We start from the raw sequence: 22,129 nt of genomic DNA, 5'->3' as shown, positions 1-22,129 counted from the left end.
AAGCATCTCTACCGCTTTGTCAGGTTCCATTCACTCACTATAGCATCTGATTACTATCAGTAGAGATGCTTCGACAGGCTCAGCAGGACGTTCTTATTTTGCTTATTTCATTCATGATCAGGCGCTATGGCTGCTTGGCTTGCAGCACCAGCTCGCCCATGGTTTCGTAGCCTTCGTAGCTGGAAGTCACTACCCGGTCGCCGGGCTGCAGGCCTTCCAGTACTTCATAGAAATCGGGGTTTTGACGGCCCAGCCGGATATCGGTACGGTAGGCCTTGCTCCCGTCGGCGCTGACTTTAAAAATCCAGTTGCCGCCGGTTTTCTGATTGAAGCCACCGCGGGGCACGCGCACGGCTTGGGTTTGGTCGCTCAGGGCCAGGCGTACGGGCAAGGTCTGACCGCGGCGAATGTCTGGGGGCGCGGCGCCCACAAACTCCAGGTCTACCTGCAGGCCCTGTGTCACCTGCGGGAATATTTTCTTCACGCTGAGCAGGTAACGTTGCCCGTTCACGTTGGCCTCGGCCTGCTGCCCCGGAAACACGCGTGAAATGTAGTACTGGTCGATGGTGGCGCGCACTTTCAGGCCGCTAAGCATATCCAGCTGCCCGATGCGCTGCCCGCGGGTTTTGAGCTCCCCGATTTCGGCGTTGAGCGAGGTAACGTGGCCGGCGGTGGGGGCTTTGATGGTCAGGTCGTCGAGCTTGCGGCGCATCAGGGCCAAGTTGCTTTGCATACGCCCCACCGACTGCTGCATCTGGTCGATCTGTTGCCGCATGGTAAGCGAATCCTGGCGCAGCGACTGCCGGGTGAGCTGCCGGCGCCGGCGCTGATATTCGTAGTTGTTGCGCGTCTGCAGGTATTCCTGCTGCGAAATCACCTTCTGTTCGTAGAGGCTCTGGTTTAGTGTGTGCAGGCGCTGGGCTTCCTGCAGTTGGTGGTCGATTTCGGCCAGTTGGTTGAGCTGCTGAATGCGGTTTTGCTGGAGCAGATTGCGCGTGTTGTGCAGGTTGTTCATTAGGTCAAACACAGCCGTCTCGCGGTTTACCATTTCCAGTTGCAGGTCGGTATTTGCGAGCCGAATAATGGGCTGACCGGCTTGCACGCTGGCGCCGTCTTCCACCAGAATCTGCTGCACGGTGCCGCCCTCGGGTGCATCCAGAAAGATGGTTTTGATGGGCATCACGGCGCCATCCACCGGCACAAACTCCTGAAACGGGCCACGCGTCACGGCGCTGATGGTCAGCCGCTCCGGGTCCACGTTCAGCTTGGCCGGGCCCGCCGTTGAGAGCAGGCTGCGCGCCACCAGTGCCACCACTACCAAGCCCACTGCCAGCAGCACTAGCTTGCTCGTGGTCCAGGTTTTCTTTTTTATCGCAACGTCCATGTGCTTGGCTACTTTCGGTTCGCCTCAGCAAAAGGCGGCCACTAACCACACACGAAGAACTATGCCTATATTATAATAATCTATAAATCAATGCTTTAAATATAAGTAACACTTATCAAGCCCTCAAAATGTTCGGTTTCGATACACTTTACCGTCCGCTTCTGATACACCTAAACGTACCGCGCACTTCGCAAGCGGCCGCCAGAGGCCCGGGAGCAGCTTTTTGGGAATTAGTATAGTTTATGAGGGGGATTTCAGTGCTTGCATCCCGAAGCGGCGCCAGCGCCCCACCCCGATTACGACAGCAGATTCCATGATTCTCAAAAAAGCCCGCGTTTTGGTAGTCGACGACGACACAGATGTGCTGTTCGCCATGCGCATGCTGCTCAAAACCGAGGTGCAGGAAGTAGTCACCGAGAAAAACCCCGAACTGTTGCTCTCCCTACTGGGCAAGCAGCGCTTCGACGTGATTTTTCTGGACATGAACTACAAAAGCACCGTGGGCTCCGGCAACGAAGGCCTGTACTGGCTAGGGCGCATTCGGGAAAAAGACCCCGCGGCCACTGTCATCATGATTACGGCCCACGGCGAGGTGAGCACGGCGGTGCGCTCCTTGAAAGCCGGCGCCACCGATTTCATTGTGAAGCCTTGGCGCAACGAGCAACTGCTGGAAACCCTGGAAGCGGCCTTGCAGCAGCGGGCCCATTTGGTCCAGAGCCACTCTCCCACGCCGGCGCCGCGCCGCGCCGCACCCTTCACCGATTTTGGGCTGCTGGGTCAGTCAGAGGCCATGCAGGAGGTGTTCTATAAGATTGAAAAGGTAGCGCCCACCGAGGCCAACATTCTGTTGCTGGGCGAAAACGGCACCGGCAAAGAACTGGTGGCCAAAGCCCTGCACGAACGCTCTTTCCGGGCAGCTAAACCCTTCATCACGGCCGACTTGGCCGCCATGAGCGAAGGCATCTTTGAAAGCGAGTTGTTCGGCCACAAGCGCGGCTCTTTCACCGATGCCCGCGAAGACCGCGTGGGCCGCTTTGAGGCCGCTACGGGTGGCACGTTGTTTCTGGACGAAATCGGCAACATCTCGCTGCCCCAGCAAGCCAAATTGCTCACGGCCCTACAGAACCGCCAAGTGATTCCCCTGGGCAGCAACGTGCCAGTGCCTGTGGATATTCGACTGATTTCGGCTACTAACGCGCCCCTCTACGAGATGGCCGCCCGCAACGAGTTTCGCAAGGACTTGATTTACCGCCTCAACACGGTGGAAATCACGCTGCCGCCGCTGCGCGACCGCGCCGACGATGTGCTGCTGCTGGCCCGCCACTTCGCCACCTTGTACGCCGCCCGCAACCGTAAGTCCGCGCCCGACTTTGAACCAGCTACGTTGCAGAAGCTCCGACAACATCAGTGGCCCGGCAACGTGCGCGAACTGCAGCACGCCGTGGAGCGCGCCGTCATCCTAGCGGAAGGCGACGTGCTGCGCCCGCAGGACTTTCACTTTTCCGCCCTCGAAGCGCCGGCCGCACCCCACCCGGCCCTGCTCCTGCCCGACGGCCCGCTGCAACTGCAGGAGGTGGAAAAGCACACGATTCTGCGCGTAATCGAACGCCACAACGGCAACATTACCAAAGCAGCCAAGGAGTTGGGCCTCACCCGCACCGCGCTCTACCGCCGCCTCGACAAGCATGATCTTTAAGCGCCTGGAATTCGGGGTGGGACTGCGGCTGCTGGGCTTGCTTGCGCTGCTTGGCGCCGGGCTGTACACGCTGCAGCACGCCCGCTACACCCTGCTGATATTCGTGGTGCTCGCGCTGGGCTTAGCCGTGTGGGAGCTAGGCCGCTACGTGACGCGCAGCAACCGAACCCTGGCCGATTTTCTGCTGGCAGTGAAGTACCGCGACTTCGCGCAGCACTACAACGAGGCCCACGCCGATCCGTCGGTGCGCCATTTGCATGCGGCTTTCAACCAGCTCAATGCATCTTTTCGGCAGCTCAGCGCTGAGCGTGAATCTCAGCATACCTACCTGCAAACGCTGCTGCAGCTCATCGATACGGGCATTATATCTTACGATGCTACGGGCGCAGTGGAATGGGTCAATGAATCCTTTAAACATACGCTGGAGCTGCCCTATCTGAAGAGCATTCAGACGCTGCAAAAGCGCCTGCCGGTGCTGTATGAGGCTATCCGGCAGCTGCAGCCCGGCGTCCCGATGGTGGTGCGGCTCGCTGTGAGCCACCAAACCCTGCAGCTGCTGCTGTCGGCTACTGGGTTTCGGCTGCAGGACCGAGAATTTACGTTGGTGGCATTCAAGAACGTGAGCCACACCCTCGACGAAACCGAAACTGAAGCCTGGCAGAAGCTACTGCGCGTGATGACCCACGAAATCATGAACTCGGTGGCTCCTATTGCCTCATTGGCCGATTCGCTAAGTCGCCACCTGCACCGCGAACTGGAGCAGGTACCCGCCGCACTGCCGGCCGACCGGGTCCTGTTGGATGATCTTGCCGAAGGCATCAGCATAATTCAGCACCGCAGCGAGGGCCTGCTGCGCTTTGCGGAGGTGTACCGCGACCTAAGCAAAATCACCACTCCGCTGCTGGCCACGGTACCAGTGCAGCAGCTTTTCAGCAATACTCGCCGGCTGCTGGCACCGCAGCTGGCCGCGGCTCGCATCGAGTTGCACTGCGAAGTAGCGCCCCCCAATTTGGAGGTGCGTGTGGATGAGCACTTGATGGAACAGGTGCTGATCAACCTGGTGCTCAATGCCACGCATGCCGTGCACGAGCACGCGCAGCCGCGCATTCACCTGCTGGCCCGCCAGACAGAGGCAGGCCGTATCATCATCGAGGTGGCTGACAACGGTCATGGCATTCCTCCTGAACTGCTGAGCAGCATCTTCATTCCCTTCTTTTCCACTCGCAAAAACGGCACTGGCATCGGGCTGAGCCTGGCCAAGCAAATCATGCACGTGCACCGCGGCAGCATCAGTGTGCGGTCAGAAGTGGGCGAAGGCGCCGTTTTTCGGCTAGAGCTTTGATCGACCGTCTGCCGACTACATCAAGCACGCATTCAGGCAGCCGGTTGACACCAAGCCAGAGCAGGGAGTCGGCAGCAAACGACTAAAACCGTCATGCTGAGAAACCTCACAACAAAAAAGCACCCGCAACGGGTGCTTTTTTGTTTAGTCGATGAATTGCCGTTTGAGTTTTTCGCTCGCGTCGCGCAGGCTGGCGGCCCAGGAGCCAGCCGTGCCTTCGGCAAACAAATCCTTGCCTGGAATACCGAGACGTACGCGGGCCGTTTTATTGTTCTCGGGGTTGGAGCCCTCTTCGCGTAGGTACACATCGGCGGCCACTATATCCTGGCGGAAGCGCATCACGCGGCGCAGCTCGTTTTCTACCTGCGTCACGATTTCCGGCGTTTCCTGAAAACCAACGGTTTGAAGGTCCATTTTGATGTTGTCAACGGAGTATTGCATGGGATGTGAGGTGATAGTGAAATCCTTGGCCAAACCGGCGGTGCCTGGCTAGCCACTACCAGAACTAACGGACTGCCGAGGCTTGGGTTTACTATTGGGGTGATTTATGGCAGCCGAATGGCGGCTGTGATGAAGCCATTCTGAGGCAACTAGCACGCAGCTGCGCCGGTCTTTTTTTGTGTTACTGAGGGTGATACTTGCCTGGGTGCGTGATTAATCAGTAGAAAGCCTGCCCCTATGAAACCACTTCATGCTGCCTCACCTGCATCGGCCGAAGAGCTACGCGCCGCGCTGCTCACCGACCGCACCGGTACGCTCACCCATTTGTATCAGCGCACCTTCCCTACGGTGCGCCAGCATGTGCTGCGCCACGGCGGCAGCGCCCCCGATGCGCAGGATGTGTTTCAAGATGCCCTAGTGATACTTTACGAAAAGGCTGTGGGCGGCACCCTGGTACTTACGGCTGCGCCCAGCACTTACCTCGTGAGCATCAGCCGCAACCTGTGGCAGCGCGAGCTGGCCCGTCGCAACCGGCACCTACAGACCGCCCTCGGCGCGGAGCATGCCGACTTGCCCGAGCCCTCCGAACCCGCCGCAGCGCCAGCCCTGGCGGTACTCGAATACGTGGAGCAGCTGGGCGAGAAGTGCAAAAGCATTCTGCTCTCGTTCTACTACTTCCAGCAGCCGCTGGAGCATATCGCCCGCACGCACCAGTACGGCAGTATCCGCTCGGCTACGGTTCAGAAATTCAAGTGCCTGGAGCGCCTGCGCAAAGCCGTGCGCCCCGCCCTCGACCGCCTCCTGCACGCCCTCTAACGCCCACGGCTATGCGCCCAGAACTCGAACGCCTCCACCGCATCGAACAGCACCTGCGGGCCCAGCCGGAAGTGGCAGCCGATTGGCAACTGGCCATGCTGCTCGACCCTGACCTGGCCGCCGATGCTGAGCTGCAGCAGCAGTTGTACCAAGGCTTGCACCTAGCCGGCCAGCGCCAGTTGCGCGCCGAGCTGCATGTGATTCACCAGCACCTCTACGGCGGCGTAGGCCACTGGCTACAAGCCGCTACTAATGGCTTGCGCAGCCTGTTGCGCCACAAGCCGCACCGCCGCCCGCCGCGCCGGTAGCTCCTCTTCTTCTAGGCCTTTTCAGCGTGGCTGCCCGCCACTGCCAGCTTGGGCTATGCCCGTGTGTAGCCGCCGATTATACCCACTTTCCCAACTGCTTTTAATCAATGCTGAACCATCACGAATTCCGCAAATTCGCCGTTAAGGGCCAAGGCCTGAGCGGCCTGGGCCTCGATCAGTACCTGCACCACGTCATGGCCCAGAGCAGCCATTTTGTTACGGGCATGACGCGCTCGGTAATCGAGGAGCGCCCCACGCGCTTCGCCGAGATTGACGTGTTTTCGCGCCTGATCATGGACCGCATTGTTTTCCTCGGTACTGCCGTCGACGACAACGTGGCGAACATCATCAACGCCCAATTGCTCTTCCTCGAATCCGTCGATGCTAAAAAGGATATCCTGCTGTACATCAACTCGCCGGGCGGCTCGGTGTACGCCGGCCTGGGCATCTACGACACCATGCAGTACATCGGCCCCGACGTCGCCACTATTTGCACCGGGCTGGCGGCTTCCATGGGTGCTTTTCTGCTGTCGAGTGGCGCCAAGGACAAACGCTCGGCACTGCCCCACGCCCGCGTCATGATTCACCAGCCCTCCGGTGGCGTGCAGGGCCCCTCGGCGGATATCGAAATTACGGCCCGCGAGATTCTGAAACTGCGCAAAGAGCTGTACGACATTTACGCCCGCAACACCGGCAAAACCTACCAGCAGATTCACGACGACTCCGACCGTGACTACTGGCTGCGCGCCGACGAAGCCAAGGAATACGGCCTCATCGACGAAGTACTGGAACGGCCTCAATCGTAGCACAAGGCTCAGGTCGTGAGCTTGCGGGCACAATGGCTTTTACAAATCCGTGTCTGGATGTATGATTCCAAACCGGCTTGTTGAGCGACGGCGAGGCAACTCGCTTCGTTGCTGACACACAGGCGAAGCAGTAGTGACGCTTCGACGCCGTTCTGGCTGACGTGCTATGGGCTTGTCACCATGTTAGACGGACTGCTCAAAAGGCCCAGTCGCTTTTACTTCATCAGTTGCCACTTGATGCGCGTGTAGGCAATGCGAAAACCGTTTTTCTCGGCGTTGCGCTGCGACTGGCTGCCGGGCAGCGCGCCCATCATGGCTATCCGGGCGCCATGCTCGGCTGCGTAGCGCAGGCGGGCATCCAGCAGGGCCAGCTGCGCCCCCTGCCGACGACCGGCCGGCGCCGTACTGGCGCCGGCCAGCACGGCCACGCCTTCGTGCAAGTGCAGCACCCCAGCAGCAATAGGCTGACCCGCCAGTTCAGCCAGAAAAGGCACTGCCCCGGCGCTATGAGCCGTGAGCTGACCATACTCCAGCATGAAGGCTTCCAGGCCCTCAGCCTCAGTGCTCCAGCCTAGCGCGGAAGTACGGGCCCACAGCTCGGCCTCGGCGGGGCTGATGCGGCGCGTGTGGAGTTGCGGATTTGGGGCGGCCAGCGGCTGGCGGGTACCGTCTAGCGGTTGGTACAGCACGCTGGTAAACTCAAAGGGCTGGTAGCCGCGCTGGTTTAGCAGAGAGAAAAGAGCCGGATCGGCCATGGGGCTGATTTCGTGACACACCGGTGCCTGCCGCTCCTGAAAAAAGCGTTCCAGTGCATCCAGCTCGGCTGGGCCCACGGCGTCGAAAACGCCCAGCCCGAAGGTTTGCGTCAGCGGAGACTCGGGCCCATCGAACATGGCGTAGGCACCGGCTATGGTGGTCCAGCAAGCACCGCTGTCGGGCTGAAGGCGGGCGCGGGCTTCTACAAAGCTGGCATTGCTGCGGCCTTCGGCGCGTTCGAGCTGCTGGGCCAGGGTGCGGTCGGCAAAAATCATGGCTTCGGGGTTAGCGCGTCGGCGCAGTAAGCATCGCCTAGCTGCTTGCCGAGGCTGTAGTAATAGCGGGCTTTTACGTGGTCTTTGGGGTAGTCGAAAGAGCCATTCTGGTGAATGTTGCCCAGCTGACGAATGGCCGTCACATCGTTTCGCACGGCCGCAAACTCATAGAGCTCCACCGCCTTTTTGGTCGACATCTCAACGCCCTGACCGAAGTGATAGAGCTTGGCCAGCTGCACGTACGCGCCGGCCTGGCCCAGCTTGATCTGCTGCCCATAGTAGCGAATGGCCTCCGTCGCATCCACCATGCCGCCGAGCTCAGTCACATCCACCCGCGCGCCGGGCCGGACATCGGCTTCCACGCGGCTAGGCTCGAAACGCGGCGAGCTGATTCGCACGGTATCGATTCGGTGGCCGGCCTTTTTCAGCACGAGCGAATTGCTCATATCCACCACGTACTTGGCGTTGTTGCCGACGAGCACCAGCGTGTCCGTTCCCTTGCCGCCCAGGGTTAGCAGGTTGGCATTGCAGATGCGAATCAGGTTGTTGTCGCCCTTGATGATGACCACGTCGTGGCTTTGATCGAAGTAAGCCGCGTTCTGCCGGATTACGTCGATCAGGTTGTTGGAACCCTCAAAAACCAGTTGGTTTCCTCCGCCGCCACCTGCTTGCACGTTTTTGCTGGTCGCCGAAACCACATTGTTGGGCCCAGGCACGGAGCCCCGCGTGCTAGCTTTGGTTGTGGGCTGATGAGATGCTGTGGCGCAAGCGCAAGCGAGGCCAGCCGTTAGCAGAATAGGAATGAGGTGTTTCATGCGTAGGAGTCAAAATATAAGGCAGTAAATCAGGCCACTTCCTACGCGGAAGCAACAGCGGCGGCGGACAAACCCTCAGCCCTGATTTTATGTACTTCTGAGCCAGCCCAGGCGGAAATTTGCTCAATCAGCCGATGCCAAACAAACGTACACGCCTGACATTGTGCAGCCATGTCCGGTATGTGGCCGGGGCTGATTGTTGACTCTTACTGCATGAGCAAAGCGGATATTCTGATTATTGGGGCGGGGGCAGCCGGGCTGATGGCTGCCCGCGAGCTGGCCCAGGCCGGCAAACGGGTAACCCTACTGGAAGCGCGCCACCGGCTGGGCGGGCGGGTGTACACTTTCGAGGGCGAGGGCTTCAGCGGGCCGGTGGAAGGCGGCGCCGAGTTCATGCACGGCGACGTGGCCCTCACGCAGGCCCTCTTGGCAGAAACCGACACCCCGTGGCACGACACCGGCGGCCGCGCTTACGAAGTGGAGCGCGGCGTGGTGCGCGAGTCGGAGGAGTTTATTGCCGACATGCCACTGCTGCTGGAGAAGCTGCAGCAATTGGAGCAGGATCTACCGCTGACGCAGTTTCTGCAGCGCGAATTCGGCCACGAGCAGCATCGCCTGCTGCGCGAGCAGGTCATACGCTTTGCCGAGGGCTACGACGCCGCCGATGCCGACCGCGCCAGCACCCTGGCCCTGCGCGCTGAGTGGGAAGCCGGCGGCGCCGAAGATTCGCCGCGGCCCGAAGGCGGCTACGGCCCATTGCTGAATTGCCTCGCCGAACAAGCCCGCGCCGCCGGTGCCTCTTTCCACTTGGCCGCGGTGGTGCAGCAGGTGCAGTGGCAGCCGGGGCAGGTGACCATCAGCACTACCGATGGCCAGCAATACCAAGCCCGTAAGGCCGTGCTCACGCTACCGCTGGGCATATTGCAGGCTCTGGAAGGCAGCCCGGGCCACGTGCAGTTTGAGCCCGAGCTACCCGCGTTGCGCCACGCGGCCTTGGAATTGGGCTTCGGGCCGGTGATTAAATTTTTGCTTGAATTCGACGAGCCCTTCTGGCAGCAGGCGTCGGACCAGGTGGCCTTGCCGATGCCGGATATGGGCTTCCTTTTCTCCGACGCGCCCATTCCTACCTGGTGGACGCAGCTGCCGCAAGAACGCCCCCTGCTCACGGGCTGGCTTGGCGGCCCCGCCGCCGACCATCGGCGCACTGCCTCCGACCACGAGCTACTTCAGGAAGCCTTGGCCTCCCTGGCTTACCTCTTTGGCACTTCCGAAACCTACCTGCGTAATCGTTTGCGAGCTTCCCGCGTGCTAAACTGGGGCGCCGACCCATTTGCGCTGGGCGCTTATGCTTACACCACGGTAGCTTCGGCGGAAGCGCGCAAGCAGCTGGCACAGCCCATCGCCGACACGCTGTACTTTGCCGGCGAAGGCCTCTACGAGGGTCCCGCTACCGGCACGGTGGAAGCGGCGTTGGTTTCCGGCCAGCGGGTAGCCCGGCAGCTGCTCCACAATGCCCCTGGCTAGCGGCTGGCCTGCAACTTGCGCAGCGCCAACAGGATAAGCGCTACGGAACCGGCCACGCGAATCTGACCCGAAAAAATCATTTGCTCCACTTCGGCAAGCGGCACGGTTAGCACTTCGATGTTCTCGGTTTCGTCGAGGTCCTGGGCCGCTACGTGGCGCACGTTGCGGGCCAGGTAGAAATAGATGCGGTTGGTATCCTTGGTGGGGTTGTCGGTCACCTCGAGCAGCAGCTCCACGTCGTCGGAGGTGTAGCCGGTTTCTTCCAGCAACTCGCGTTTGGCCGCTTCTAGGGGCGCGGTTTCGTCCTCATCTACCACGCCACCGGGCAGCTCAATGAAAATATCAGCGGCGGCGTGCTTGTACTGGCGCACCATCACCACTTGGTTGTCCTCCGTCACGGGAAACACCAGCACCACGTTGGGGCGTACACTCACGAAATAGTCGTCGAGCTGCTGGCCGGTGGGCAGTTCCACATGGTCACGGCGGAGCTTGTACCAGCGGTGTTCCACCACTAGCTCCGAGCTCAGCGTTTTCCAACGTTCGATGTTCTTACTCATGCCAGGGGCTCGTAGATGAGGCGGCAAGTTAGCAACGCGCAGCTTCCTCCTCCACCCACTCGCCTCTAGCCCGGCGTGTCATCAGCGTAAAGACTATGCAGGCGCCGGCCTCGACAGCGGCGCCTGCGAAACCTAATAGCTGCCTTAAACAAAAAGCCGGTTGCGGGTCGCAACCGGTTTTTTGTTTAGGTTTTTATGCTCCCAAAAAAGTCTTAGACCAGGCTACCAGAATTTAACGTACAGTGCCGATATCATCAGCAGGATCAGCACAATCATGAACGTATTCTGCGGGCTGACGCGGAACATGGCGGTGTTCAGGTCCAAGCCCTTGGGGTTAACTTTTGGGCCTAGCAGGCTGAGAATCACCATTAGCGTTACTGTGAAGAAGAAGGACCAGCCCATGCTGACCAGGAAGGGAATTTCGTAGAAGCCCTGCGCATTGAGAAAGGCCGAGTAGAGCGGCGTTTCGGGGCCGAACCACTGGGGAGCGTAGTTATTGAACAGAATCGAGAGCAGGAAACCGGCCAGAATACCGGCTACGGCGGCCGTGGCCGTGGTGCGCTTCCAGAACATGCCCAGCACAAATACCGCCACGATACCAGGTGAGATAAAGCCGGTGTACTTCTGAATGAAAGTGAATCCGCCTTCGCCGCTGATGCCCAACACGTCTTTCCAGGTGAGGAACACAGCCACCAGCATGGCTGCCACGATGGTCAGGCGCCCCGTCCACACCAGCTGCTTTTCGTCAGCGCCCTTGTTGAGGTAGCGCTTGTAGATATCCAGGGTGAAGATGGTGGAAATGGAGTTGGCCTTGCCGGCCAGCGACGCCACAATGGCCGCCGTGAGGGCCGCCATAGCCAAGCCTTTCAGGCCGTTGGGCAGGAAGGTCAGGATAGCGGAATAGGCATTGTCGGGGTTGAAAGCGCCCGTGGAGGCCATTTCGGCCTGCAGTCCGCCGTTCTTGTGCAGCACGTAGGCCGCAATGCCCGGTAGCATCACAATCAAAGGCATGATCAGCTTCAGAAAGCCCGCAAACAGGATGCCGGTGCGGGCCGTGTTCAAGTCGGCACCGAGGGCGCGCTGCGTGATGTACTGGTTGCAGCCCCAGTAGTTCAGGTTGGCCACCCACTGTCCGCCGGCGTACATGGCCAGGCCGGGCAGAGCCAGGTACCGACTTACTTCGGCGGTGGAAGCACCAGGCCCAGGCTTGTTGAAAATCATGTGGAAGTGGTCGTCGGCATCCTTCATCATGGCCTGAAAGCCGGCAATTACGTCGCTTCCCAAGCCAAACTGCTCACTCACTAGCGTGAGGGCAATGTACGTGGTGGCCAGTCCGCCAACGAGCAGCACCGTCACCTGCACCACGTCGGTGTAGCCCACCACCTTCATGCCGCCCAAGGTGAGCAGCAGCGCAAACAGCGCCAGCGCCAGTAGGATGAGGTGAAAACCGCCCCCGCCCACGATGTTGTTGATAGCCAAGGCCCCGAGGTACAGAATTGCGGTGAGGTTGACGAGCACGTACAGGAACAGCCAGAACACGCTCATGATCAAACTCAGCGTGGCATTGTAGCGCTGCTCCAGAAACTGCGGCATGGTGTAGATCTTCTCCCGCAGGTAAATCGGCATGAAGAACACGGCCACGAAGATGAGAACCAGCGCCGCTACCCACTCATAGGCTGCAATGGCAATGCCCTGCACGAAGCCGCCGCCCGACATGCCGATGAACTGCTCGGCCGAGATATTGGAGGCAATCATGGAAGCCCCGATGGCCCACCACGTGAGGGAGCCTTCGGCCAGGAAGAAGTCCTTGGAGTCGGTTTGGACCTTCTTTTTGCGCTGGTAGATGTACCAGCCGTAGGCCGACACGCCCACGATGTAAAACAGGAAGACCAGCAGGTCAATCAGGGCAAGATCGTTGCGCATGGAGAGGTGGAAGAAGGAAACGAATACTACTTGCGCACGCCGAAACGGTACTCGGTGACGGTGTTCAGCGTCTCGCCCGGCCGCAGGATGGTGCTGGGAAAATCAGGCTGGTTGGGCGAATCAGGAAAGTGCTGGGTTTCGAGGCAGAAGCCGTAGTGCTGCGGGTACGCGGTACCGCCTTTGCCTTTGAGCTTGCCGTCGAGGAAGTTGCCGGAATAGAACTGTATGCCCGGCTGATCCGTGAATACGTCCATGGTGCGGCCCGTAGTGGGCTCGTACACCGAGGCGGCGCGGCGCAGGCCGCTGGCATCGTTGGCTGTGAGCACCCAGTTGTGGTCGTAGCCGCCGGGGGCCGCGCCGCCTACTTTAGCAATCCGCTCCCCGATGGCGTGCGGCTGCCGGAAATCCATGGGTGTGCCCTGCACCGGACGTAGCTCGCCGGTGGGAATGAGCTGCGCATTTACCACGGTGTAGCGGTCAGCATTCAGCGTCAGCACGTGGTCCAGAGCATTCTGGGCCTGGCCGTGGTTCAGGTTGAAGTAGCTGTGGTGCGTTAGGTTGACGGGCGTGGCTTTGTCGGTGGTGGCGGTATAGGCAATGCGCAGCGCGTTGTCGCGGGTGAGCGTGTACACCACTTTCACGTTTAGGTTGCCAGGGTAGCCTTCTTCGCCGTCCTTGCTCAGGTAGCTAAGAGCGAGCGACTGGCCGTCGGTGCTGGTGCCAGGCTGGGCCTGCCACACCACTTTATCAAAGCCGCGCAAGCCGCCGTGCAGGTGGTTGGGGCCGTTGTTGGTGGCCAGTTGGTATTGCTGCCCATCGAGCGTGAAGCGGCCTTTGGCAATACGGTTGCCGTAGCGCCCAATCAGTGCGCCGAAATACGGCGAGTCGTACGGCTTGTCGCGCTGGTAGTCGGCCACGTTGTCGAAGCCCAGCACAATGTCGCCGAGCTGCCCGTTTTTATCCGGAGTGTGCAGGCTGGTCACAATGCCGCCGTAGTTGGTGATGTTCACCTTCAGGCCGTTGGCGTTGGTGAGCGTGTAGAGCTGCACCGGCTGCCCGTCGCGGGTTTTGCCGAAGGCAGTGGAGGTGGGCATGGTGCCGGTGGCTTGGGTGGTATCGGAACTGGCGTCGGCTGACACGTCAGTTTTTCGGGCGTCGCTGCGCTGTTGGTCGCAGGCGGCCACAAGGGCCACCAGGCTGGCGGCTACCAGCACGGAACGGTAGGGTTTGGTCATGGATTGGAATCGACGGAAGAGTAACGGGACGATAAAAAAGCACAATTCCCGGACTTGCGGCGAGAGAAAGAAAAATCAGCACCAATAGATTCTCTTTCGCTGCTCGTTTCAGGAATGGGGCTTTCACAATCAGAAGCCTGCTGCCGCCAGCCGAAAGGCGGCGCTGGCCACACTTGCTGAGCAGCTGCGCGCAGTACTCTGGATTGATTACTGCTTGCTTTCCAGCACAAAATCATCGAACGACGCCGTAGCGGCAACTGGCCCTATAGCCACCAATCCAGCGCGCACGCCCCGGTCCCAGGGCGGCAGGTAGGTACCATTAATGGGCGCACTGTCGTTGGCTAAGTACTGCCACGCCTTGCCGCCATCGGTGCTCCACATGAAGCGGTAACGCTTGCCTTCCTGCGCTTCCATACGCAGCGTGAGCGACTGGCCTGCCGGCAGGGCTGCTTCGCCCAGCACTTTCCGCTTGCCTTTTTCCAGCTGCCACAGGCGCAACTTTCCGTCGCCGGCGGTGAGGGCCAGCGTGTTTTCGGGGTCGCCGAGGGCAGCAATGCCAGCGGAAGTGCCGGCGGGCAGCTTATTGGGCTCCAGCAGCGTAGTGGTGGCGGTAAAGTCAGGTGTGTAGATCTGGTGGCCCAATGTGGCACCGCTAGGCTTGGGGCTAGCGGTGAGCAGCAGCTTCCCGTCGCGCACCGCAAAGGTGGGCTTCTCCTCTACCGGCCACTGCCAGGCCGGCCGCAACGCCTGCCCGCGGAAGTCATCCTTCACCGGTTCGCGGCTCAGGGCGGTGGGTACACCGGGCGTACCGGGCGTACTCTGATTTATGATTTCGGGCCAGCCCTCAGCATTCCAGGTAAACTGCGTAAGCACACCTTGCCGGCCCACAAACTCGTGGCCGCGGGCATTGTAGGCGTGGTGCAACAGAAACCACTGCCCATTGCGCTCCACTACAGTACCATGGCCGGGGCACTTCCAGGTTTCGTTGCTGACAATCACCGGGTTCTTCTGATACTTCTCCCAGGGCCCGGTGAGCTTGCGGGCCCGCGCCACGCCGGTGCCGTAAGTACAGCCATTGCCGCAGCAGCCATTGCCAGCGTAGAAAGCATAGTAGTAGTCGCCGCGGCGCGTCATAGCCACGCCTTCCACTAGGTTGCCTTCCCAGGGTTTATCGTTGCGAAACAGCTCCACTGGCTCGCCCACAAGTTGGGTCCGCTCCTCGTTCATCCGCTGCGCCCAGATGGGCGTGGGCAGGTTGCGGCTGTTTCCGTCTTCCTTCCAGATAAGGTACAGCTGCCCGTTTTCGTCGCGCATCGGAAAGCCGTCGATAGAGCCTACCTCCTGCCCCACCAGCGGGCCGTGGTCGGTATAAGGGCCTTCGGGCTTATCAGCGCTGGCCACGGCCACGCACAGGTTGCCGCCGCGCTTGTGGGCAGTGTAGTAGATGTACGTGCGGCCCTTCTCGAAGCTGATTTCGGGGGCCCAGAAGTAATAATCGGCCCAGGCGGGCATCTTATCGGGAAACACATGCCCCACCAGCTCCCACTCCGTCAGGTTTTTAGACTTGAGCAGGGGAAAAATGGGCCCCCAGTTGGAGGTAGTTGCCGTAGCCCAGTAATTGTCGCCGAGCTTGTCTACAGACGGATCGGGGAAGTCGCCGGGTAGCACCGGGTTGGTGATGGGCGCCTCGGCGGTAGCGGGTGGCGCAGCCTGTTTTTCGGCGCTGGGGGCGTTGCTCGACTGGCAAGCGGCCATGAGCAAGCCCAGACCCAGAAAGTAAGCGGCGGAGCGGGTGTTTGGGAGAAAGGCGGAGAACACGCGGGGCTTCGAATTAGGGTACAACAATGGCCGCGGCCGACGCCAGCTATTCGCCGGCCGGCTCGGGCAAAGGAGTATTCAGCGGAGCAGGTATGCCGAAATTGGGCGTACCATCGGCATTCCAGGTAAACTTCTGCATGCGCGGGGTGCGCCGGTCGCCACAACCCTGATTGGGCTCGGGATTGGCGTGGTAGAGAATCCAGTTTTCGGTGCCGTCGCGCGAGACGAAGAAGCTGTTGTGGCCGGGACCATAAGCGTTGTTGGCGGCGCTTTTCATAAACACCGGCGCGGGCGACTTGGTCCAGGAGTTGGGGTCGAGCGGATCGGCAGTGGCGGAGGCGCTGAGTAAGCCCAGGCCGTAATCATCGGTGCTGCAGTGGCTGGCCGAGTACACGATAAACGTGCGCCCGCCGTGTTTGAGCACCTGCGGACCCTCGTTTACATCGGGCGTGCCGCTGATTTCCCAGCTGTACTGCGGCCGGGAAAGCTCCACGCGAGGCCCGGTGAGAGTCCATGGGTTACTCATTTCGGAAATGTACAAGCGCTGTTCGTCGCGGTCGGGGCCGGTGGAGCCGCTCTGGCCCGACCACAGGAAATAGCGCCGGCCGTTTTGCTCGAGCACCGTCCCATCAATGGCCCAGAAATCCTGCGCCGGATTGTGAATACGCCCCTTCTCTACCCAGGTGCCGGTCGTGGGGTCGGCGGCGCTGTTTTCGAGCACCCACGTCCGCTGCCCGGCGCAGCAGCTGCCGGGGCCAGCCGTAAAATATACGTACCACTTGCCGTCGAGGAAGTGAATTTCGGGCGCCCATACGTCTCGGGAGGCGCTGCCCCCGGCCGGCGGCGTCCAGATGACGGTGCTCGGGGCCGAGCCCAGCTCCGACATCTTCGTGGTCTTCCACAGGCGCAAGTTGTTGCCGGTGGTGTGCATGTAATAGTACACGCCATCTTTCTGGTACACCCAGGGGTCGGGGCCAGAGGTCAGCAGCGGATTGGTAAAGGTGGTCGCATCGTTGAGCGGCGACGTGGGCGGCGTCAGGACTGGGTCGGGCTTCTTGCAGGCCGGCGCTCCGAGCACCAACGTAGCCACCAACAGCCAACTTAACCGAAACACGAGCATAGACAAGGGTACTGAGCAGACGACAACTTACACTGAAATTCTTTCGGCTCGCTACTGCGAGCCGTGCAAACAGCCGCTCCGGCGCTTGCGGAGCGGCTGTTTTGGCAGTCAGCAGCAATACTTATTGCCAACCAGGATTCTGCGTGAGACGAGCCAAGTCAATCTCCGATTGCGGAATGGGCAGCAGGCGCGATTTGTTGACCTCGAAGTTGGTAAAATCAGGGTCGCGGGCCCGCAGCTGAGTCAGGCCAGCCGGGCTTTCCAGCAAGCCCCAGCGCTGCAGGTCAAACCAGCGCCAACCTTCCCCGGTAAGCTCGGTCACGCGTTCGTGCATGATCTGCATGCGTAGTGTGGCCTGCGTGAAGTTGGCCGCTACCAGCGGGGCCAGGCCGGCGCGCTGCCTTACCCGGTTGATGAGCGGAATAGCGGTGGCCGTCTGGTTCTGCTCGTTCAGAGCCTCAGCCTGCAGCAGCAGTACATCGGCGTAGCGCAGCACGCGGTGGTTAATGGGCGAGTCGAAGTTTTCGAACGTGCGGAAGTAGTCCGTCTGGTACTTGCGCCAGTAGATGCGGGTACGGTTGCGGGCGTCGGTGCCGAAGCGCCGCAAAAATCCTTGGCCGTACACCAGCGTATCGGCGTCTACGGGCAGCGCCGTCTGGAACTGGCGGCGGTTGTAGAAAGCCGTAGCAGCCAGGCGCGGGTCGCGCGCGCCGGTGGTGGTGCCTTCCTGCAGGAATTCATTCACCACCCAGGGGCGCAGTTCGCCATCGACGAAGCCCGCGCCGGGTACGCCCCAAAACTGGGAGCGTTGCCCGCCCTCGGAGGAGGTAGCGTCGTCCTGGTCATTGCCACCGATGCGCAGGTCGGAGAACTGCACCTCAAAAATGGACTCGGCGTTGTTTTCGGTGGTGTGCCGGAAATTATCAGTGTAGTTAGGCATCAGGTTGTACTGATTGGAGCTGATGACCTCCTGAAATTGCCCCGAAGCCTGCGCCCACTGCCGCTGCTGCATGTAGGCGCGGCCCAGCAGCGTGGTAGCAGCGCCGCGGGTTGCACGGCCCACGTCGTTGGTACCGCTGTACGACACCGGTAAGTCGGCTTTGGCAGCCTGCAGATCAGCCACTACCTGCGCCCACACCTGGGCTTCGGTGGCCTGCTGGGGAAGGTTTGTCGGGTCGGAGGGCTGCAGCGCCAGCGGCACGTTGCCGTATAGCGACACCAGATTGAAGTAGTACAAGGCCCGCAGGAAGCGCGCTTCGGCCAGCACGCGGCGCTTCACTGCCTCGTCCATCTGAATGGCGGGCACGTTGGCCAGTACCTGATTGGCCCGCCAGATGGCGCGGTAATGGTCGCGCCACAAGTCGCGCGATACTTCAAAGTTGTAGTTGGCCTGCGTGAAGCGCGTGAAGTCGGCCAGCTCGCCCCAGGGGCTGGAGCTAAAACTGTCATCGGAGCGCAGATCGAAGGCAAAGTTCAGCCAGCGGCGGTACGTGCCCAGCTGCTGCAAGCCGCTGTACACGGCATTCACGCCCTTCACGGCATCGTCGCCGTTGCGCCAGAAGGTTTCGGTGGTGGGCTGGTTGGGGTTTACCTGTTCTAGCAGGTCCTTATCGCAACCGGTGGTGAGCAGCAGGCCACCCGCCAGCACCCAAAATTTGAGCATATGTGCTTTCATGGGAAGTCGTCGTGGGATGAATAAGTAAATGACCCGGGCCTTAGAAGCCTATCTGCACGCCACCGGCGAAGGTGCGCACGTTCGGGTAGCTGCCCTCGTCCACGCCGCGCACCAGCGGATTGGGGAAGCGCGTCACGGGGTCCACGTTCACCACTTCGGGGTCGTAGCCGGTGTAGTCGGTGATGGTGAAGACGTTCTGCCCGGTCACGTAAAAGCGTACGCTCCCGATGCCCTGCCACCGCTCCAGCAGCGTCTTGGGCAAGGAATATCCGATCTGAATGTTCTTAAGGCGCATGTACGAGCCGCTTTCCAGCCAGCGCGTGGACTGCAGGCGCGAGTTGACACCGGCTGCGAGGCCCGCCTGCCCGCCGCCGCCCGAGATGAGCGCCCGCGGCGTGGTGGTGGAGGGGTTGGTAGGCGTCCAGGGGCTGAAATCCTGGCGGTAGTTGCTGTTGTCGTCGGTACGATCCAGCCACCAACGGGTCGTGTTCAGGATATCGTTGCCCTGCACGCCCTGAAAGAAGGCCGATAGATCGAAGCCGAGGTAGCTGGCCGTCAGGTTCAGGCCATACTGAATCTTGGGAAACACGCGGCCTACGTGCGCACGGTCGTTTTGGTCGATACGGCCGTCGCCGTTTACGTCGCGGTAGCGCACGTCGCCAGGGCGGGCATCTGGTTGGGCGCTACCGGCGATGTTATCGCCCTGCTGAAAGATGCCATCAAATTGGTAGAGGAAGAAAGAGCCAACCTCATAACCTACCTCCGTGCGCGTCACCCCGCCTTCCGGTCCGGCCGTGAAGAAGCTGGAGCTGCCATCGTCGCTCAGGCGCTTTACTTCGTTTTTGATGGTGGTCAGGTTAGCTGATACACCGTACTTGAAGGGGTTGCGGTTTTCGTTGTAGCCCAGCTGAAATTCAAAGCCGCTGTTCTGAATTCGGCCCACACGGCGGTAGGGCTCCTCGCCGGCGTTGCCGAGGATGATGGGCGTCTGGGGCCGCACCAGCGCATTGCGCGTTTCCGAGACGTAGTAATCGGCCGAGAAGGTGAACCGGTCGTCCAGAATGCCCGCGTCAAAACCCACGTTGGTGGTGCGGCGCTCTTCCCAGGCGATGTTATTGCTCACGAGCTGCGTCTGGATGCTGCCGTTCTGCACGTTGTCGCCGCCGAAGGGGTAGTTTACGTTGGGATTTATGGCACCCTGCCAGAGGTAAGAGCCCCCAAATGGTCCGGAGAGCGACTCGTTGCCGAGGGAGCCGTAGCTGGCCCGCAGCTTCAGGTTGTTTACTGCCGTGACGCCGTCAAAGAAATCTTCCTCTGAGATGCGCCAGCCGGCCGAGGCCGCCCAGAATGTACCCCAGCGGTTATCGGGGCTGAAGCGCGAGGAGCCGTCGCGGCGCACGGCGCCGGTGAGGAGGTAGCGCTGCTTGTAGTCGTAGGTGAGCTGGCCGAGGTAGGAGCGTTTGGTCCAGGTATACTCATTGCCTTCCACCGTCGGGTTGGTGTTCCCGGCACTCAGCGACCAGTAGTACGTGGGGCCGGTGCCGTAGCCGTTGTTACGGCCGCGAGTAAACACATTGTTCTGGCGCTGCTCGGTGTAGCCGGCCACGGCCGTAAGGGCATGGTCGCCGAAATTCTTATCAAAAGTTACCGTGTTTTCGATCAGTGTAAACAACTCGCTGCCTTGGTTTTCGGCGTAGTACGAGGGGTTCAACGGGTCGTTTTGGCGCCACTGACCGTACTGCCGCTTTTCGCGGTCGTGGTAGGCGATGAAGTCGGCGCCCAGGTTTAGGCGGTAGCGCAGGAAGTTGAACAGGTCTACCTCACCGAAGACGTTGCCTTGCAAACGGTTGTTTACGCTGGTGTTGTTCAGCAGCCGCTGCAGCGCAATGGGATTGGTACCGAACGTGCTGGCGTTGGTATTGCCGAAGCCGTAGCCTCCGGGGTTACCCGGGTCGTTGAGGGGCAGCACGGGCAGCATGCGTACCACATCGATGAACGGGAGCCCGTTGACGCGCGTCTGATTGGAGCGCGTCAGCAAAGCATTTTCGCCGAAGCGAAAGCGGCCACGCTTAAAGCCCGTGTTGACGCGCAGGCTGTAGCGGTCGAAGCGCGGCCCCACGATGGTGCCTTTCTGGTTGAAGTATCCGCCCGACACGGCAAACGTCGAGCTAGGCCCGCCGCCGGAAAAGCCTACGTTGTAATCCTGCACCGAGCCCTGCTGAATCAGCTCATCCTGCCAGTCGGTATCCACGCCGGCGGGCGGGTTGGCAGCAAAGGGCTGCGGCGCCCGGCCGGCGTTTTCGAAGGCCTGTCGGTTCACGGCCGCCCACTGCTGGGCGTTCATCAGGTCGTAGGTTTTAGTGATGCTCTGCACCCCGGCATATGCGTTCAGGTTGATGGCCGTAGCGCCTTCCTTGCCCCGCCGCGTCGTGATGATAATCACGCCGTTGGCGCCACGCGAGCCGTACGGCGCCAACGAAGCCGCATCCTTTAGTACCTGCACCGATTCTACGTCCTGCGGGTTGAAGTCGCGAATGTTTTCCACCCACAACCCATCCACCACGTAGAGCGGGCCGCTGCCGCTGGTGAGTGTACCGATGCCGCGGATGTTCACAATGGGTGCCTGCCCCGGTGCACCCGAGTTGACCACTTGCACGCCTGGCAAACGGCCCTGAATGGCTTCGTTCACCGTGGCTACCGGTGCCCGGCGCACTTCATCGCCCCCTACCGAGGCCACGGAGCCGGTTACTACTTGCCGCTCCTGGGTGAGGTAGCCCACCACCACCAGCTCTTGTAGTGCCTTGGTGTCGGGGGCCATGGTCACATCGAGCGTGGTACGGCCGCCCACGCCCACTTCCTGCGTGGAGTACCCTACATAAGACAGCACCAGGGTTGCATTGTCGGGCACGGTGAGGGTGAAGCGGCCCTCAGTGTCGGTGGAGGTACCGTTGCTGGTGCCGCGCTGCAACACCGTGACGCCGGGCAACCCCTGTCCCTTTTCATCGAGCACCCGACCACGGACCGTAATGTCGGGCTGAAGAGCACGCCGCAGTTCGGCGGCATCGGCAGCATGCGCTGGCGCGACGAATGGGTGACCCGGCAAAAGGCACAACAACGTCGGTACGGCCAGCCCATACATGCTTAGTACAGATTTGTTCATAGCTGGGATTGGGGTTGGTGAGGAACTTGAAAAGGCAAACGCTAGCCCGAGAAGCGCAATCGTTTGCGCAAATCCGAATCAAAAAAGCCCTTAAGGGCATGCGGCACTACGATCAAGGGAAGTCAGGTTCGTCATACGACGGATACTTAGCCCTATCAAAGAAAACCTACCGATGGAATGGCGGGTAAGGATAACAATGATTTTAACCAATGTCAAGTATAATTTTACTTTCATTTTCAACAAATTAAGACTTCAATAATGCAAGAATCAAAACTCATTGGCGCCCCCTCCCGCTGTACAACTAGTTTACTAGGCACTGGGTTTGCGTCAAAACAATCGTTTGCGAACAATGACTTTTACATTCTCAGAAACAGGCGTTTCTATTCATTAAAAGCTGACTTCACGCTTTTGTGCAGAAGATTTTGAAACTCGACAATCCATAAATAGCCAAAATCAATACCTTTAAAGTGCAGTGCAA

General features: G+C 60.4%; 17 protein-coding genes. 6 read left to right on the top strand and 11 right to left on the bottom strand.

Annotated features, from left to right (window positions below):
• Window positions 1–124 precede the first annotated feature (124 nt).
• Window positions 125–1,384, bottom strand: coding sequence for an efflux RND transporter periplasmic adaptor subunit (locus AC5FXY_RS12705; protein WP_493557059.1), 1,260 nt, complete (start codon window positions 1,382–1,384; stop codon window positions 125–127).
• 313 nt (window positions 1,385–1,697) lie between these two features.
• On the opposite strand from AC5FXY_RS12705, the gene AC5FXY_RS12700 reads away from it, so the two are divergent.
• Both AC5FXY_RS12700 and AC5FXY_RS12695 read left to right on the top strand, forming a co-directional pair.
• Window positions 1,698–3,080, top strand: a complete 1,383-nt coding sequence (locus AC5FXY_RS12700) for a sigma-54-dependent transcriptional regulator (protein WP_493557058.1) — start codon at window positions 1,698–1,700, stop codon at window positions 3,078–3,080.
• Window positions 3,070–4,422, top strand: coding sequence for a sensor histidine kinase (locus AC5FXY_RS12695; RefSeq protein ID WP_493557057.1), 1,353 nt, complete (start codon window positions 3,070–3,072; stop codon window positions 4,420–4,422). Before AC5FXY_RS12700 ends, AC5FXY_RS12695 begins: the two co-directional genes overlap by 11 nt.
• A 144-nt stretch (window positions 4,423–4,566) precedes the next feature.
• On the opposite strand, the gene AC5FXY_RS12690 is transcribed toward AC5FXY_RS12695, so the two are convergent.
• Window positions 4,567–4,863, bottom strand: coding sequence for an HPF/RaiA family ribosome-associated protein (locus tag AC5FXY_RS12690; protein WP_493557056.1), 297 nt, complete (start codon window positions 4,861–4,863; stop codon window positions 4,567–4,569).
• A 237-nt stretch (window positions 4,864–5,100) separates the two neighbouring features.
• Here AC5FXY_RS12690 and AC5FXY_RS12685 point away from each other — a divergent pair, with 237 nt between their 5' ends.
• From AC5FXY_RS12685 to AC5FXY_RS12675, 3 genes are all read left to right on the top strand, one after another.
• A complete protein-coding gene (locus AC5FXY_RS12685; protein ID WP_493557055.1) occupies window positions 5,101–5,679 on the top strand; it encodes an RNA polymerase sigma factor in 579 nt (192 codons plus the stop codon).
• An 11-nt stretch (window positions 5,680–5,690) separates the two neighbouring features.
• On the top strand, window positions 5,691–5,987 hold the full coding sequence (locus AC5FXY_RS12680; RefSeq protein WP_493557054.1) for a hypothetical protein: 297 nt from the start codon (window positions 5,691–5,693) through the stop codon (window positions 5,985–5,987).
• 107 nt (window positions 5,988–6,094) lie between these two features.
• Window positions 6,095–6,793: a ClpP family protease gene (locus AC5FXY_RS12675; RefSeq protein WP_493557053.1), complete on the top strand. Its 699-nt coding sequence runs from the start codon at window positions 6,095–6,097 to the stop codon at window positions 6,791–6,793.
• A 215-nt stretch (window positions 6,794–7,008) separates the two neighbouring features.
• Here AC5FXY_RS12675 and AC5FXY_RS12670 read toward each other — a convergent pair whose 3' ends face one another.
• Both AC5FXY_RS12670 and AC5FXY_RS12665 read right to left on the bottom strand, forming a co-directional pair.
• Entirely contained in the window at window positions 7,009–7,824 is an 816-nt protein-coding gene (locus tag AC5FXY_RS12670) for a GNAT family N-acetyltransferase (protein WP_493557052.1), read from the bottom strand.
• Entirely contained in the window at window positions 7,821–8,639 is an 819-nt protein-coding gene (locus tag AC5FXY_RS12665) for a tetratricopeptide repeat protein (RefSeq protein WP_493557051.1), read from the bottom strand. Before AC5FXY_RS12665 ends, AC5FXY_RS12670 begins: the two co-directional genes overlap by 4 nt.
• 213 nt (window positions 8,640–8,852) lie before the next feature.
• Between AC5FXY_RS12665 and AC5FXY_RS12660 the strand changes: the two genes are divergently transcribed.
• Window positions 8,853–10,163 (top strand): flavin monoamine oxidase family protein, encoded by a 1,311-nt coding sequence (locus AC5FXY_RS12660; protein WP_493557050.1) that lies wholly within the window; start codon window positions 8,853–8,855, stop codon window positions 10,161–10,163.
• Here the strand turns inward: AC5FXY_RS12660 and AC5FXY_RS12655 are convergent.
• The 7 genes from AC5FXY_RS12655 to AC5FXY_RS12625 form a co-directional block, all read right to left on the bottom strand.
• Window positions 10,160–10,720, bottom strand: a complete 561-nt coding sequence (locus AC5FXY_RS12655; protein ID WP_493557049.1) for an NUDIX hydrolase — start codon at window positions 10,718–10,720, stop codon at window positions 10,160–10,162. The genes AC5FXY_RS12660 and AC5FXY_RS12655 overlap by 4 nt on opposite strands.
• 222 nt (window positions 10,721–10,942) lie before the next feature.
• The gene (locus AC5FXY_RS12650; RefSeq protein ID WP_493557048.1) at window positions 10,943–12,643 is read right to left on the bottom strand and encodes a sodium:solute symporter family transporter; all 1,701 of its coding nucleotides are present in this window, start codon (window positions 12,641–12,643) and stop codon (window positions 10,943–10,945) included.
• 26 nt (window positions 12,644–12,669) lie between these two features.
• Window positions 12,670–13,878, bottom strand: a complete 1,209-nt coding sequence (locus AC5FXY_RS12645; protein WP_493557047.1) for an aldose epimerase family protein — start codon at window positions 13,876–13,878, stop codon at window positions 12,670–12,672.
• A 207-nt stretch (window positions 13,879–14,085) separates the two neighbouring features.
• A complete protein-coding gene (locus AC5FXY_RS12640; protein ID WP_493557046.1) occupies window positions 14,086–15,696 on the bottom strand; it encodes a family 43 glycosylhydrolase in 1,611 nt (536 codons plus the stop codon).
• 46 nt (window positions 15,697–15,742) lie between these two features.
• Window positions 15,743–16,816 (bottom strand): glycoside hydrolase family 43 protein, encoded by a 1,074-nt coding sequence (locus tag AC5FXY_RS12635; RefSeq protein WP_493557045.1) that lies wholly within the window; start codon window positions 16,814–16,816, stop codon window positions 15,743–15,745.
• A gap of 121 nt (window positions 16,817–16,937) precedes the next feature.
• Window positions 16,938–18,491 carry a RagB/SusD family nutrient uptake outer membrane protein gene (locus tag AC5FXY_RS12630; protein ID WP_493557044.1) on the bottom strand — a complete coding sequence of 518 codons (1,554 nt, stop codon included), beginning with the start codon at window positions 18,489–18,491 and terminating at the stop codon, window positions 16,938–16,940.
• A 40-nt stretch (window positions 18,492–18,531) separates the two neighbouring features.
• Window positions 18,532–21,651, bottom strand: coding sequence for a SusC/RagA family TonB-linked outer membrane protein (locus tag AC5FXY_RS12625; protein ID WP_493557043.1), 3,120 nt, complete (start codon window positions 21,649–21,651; stop codon window positions 18,532–18,534).
• Window positions 21,652–22,129 lie beyond the last annotated feature (478 nt).

The organism is Hymenobacter sp. FMD4 (assembly GCF_058932745.1).
Note: the sequence above shows the minus strand (reverse complement) of the source record. Positions and strands in the feature narration are given on the sequence as shown.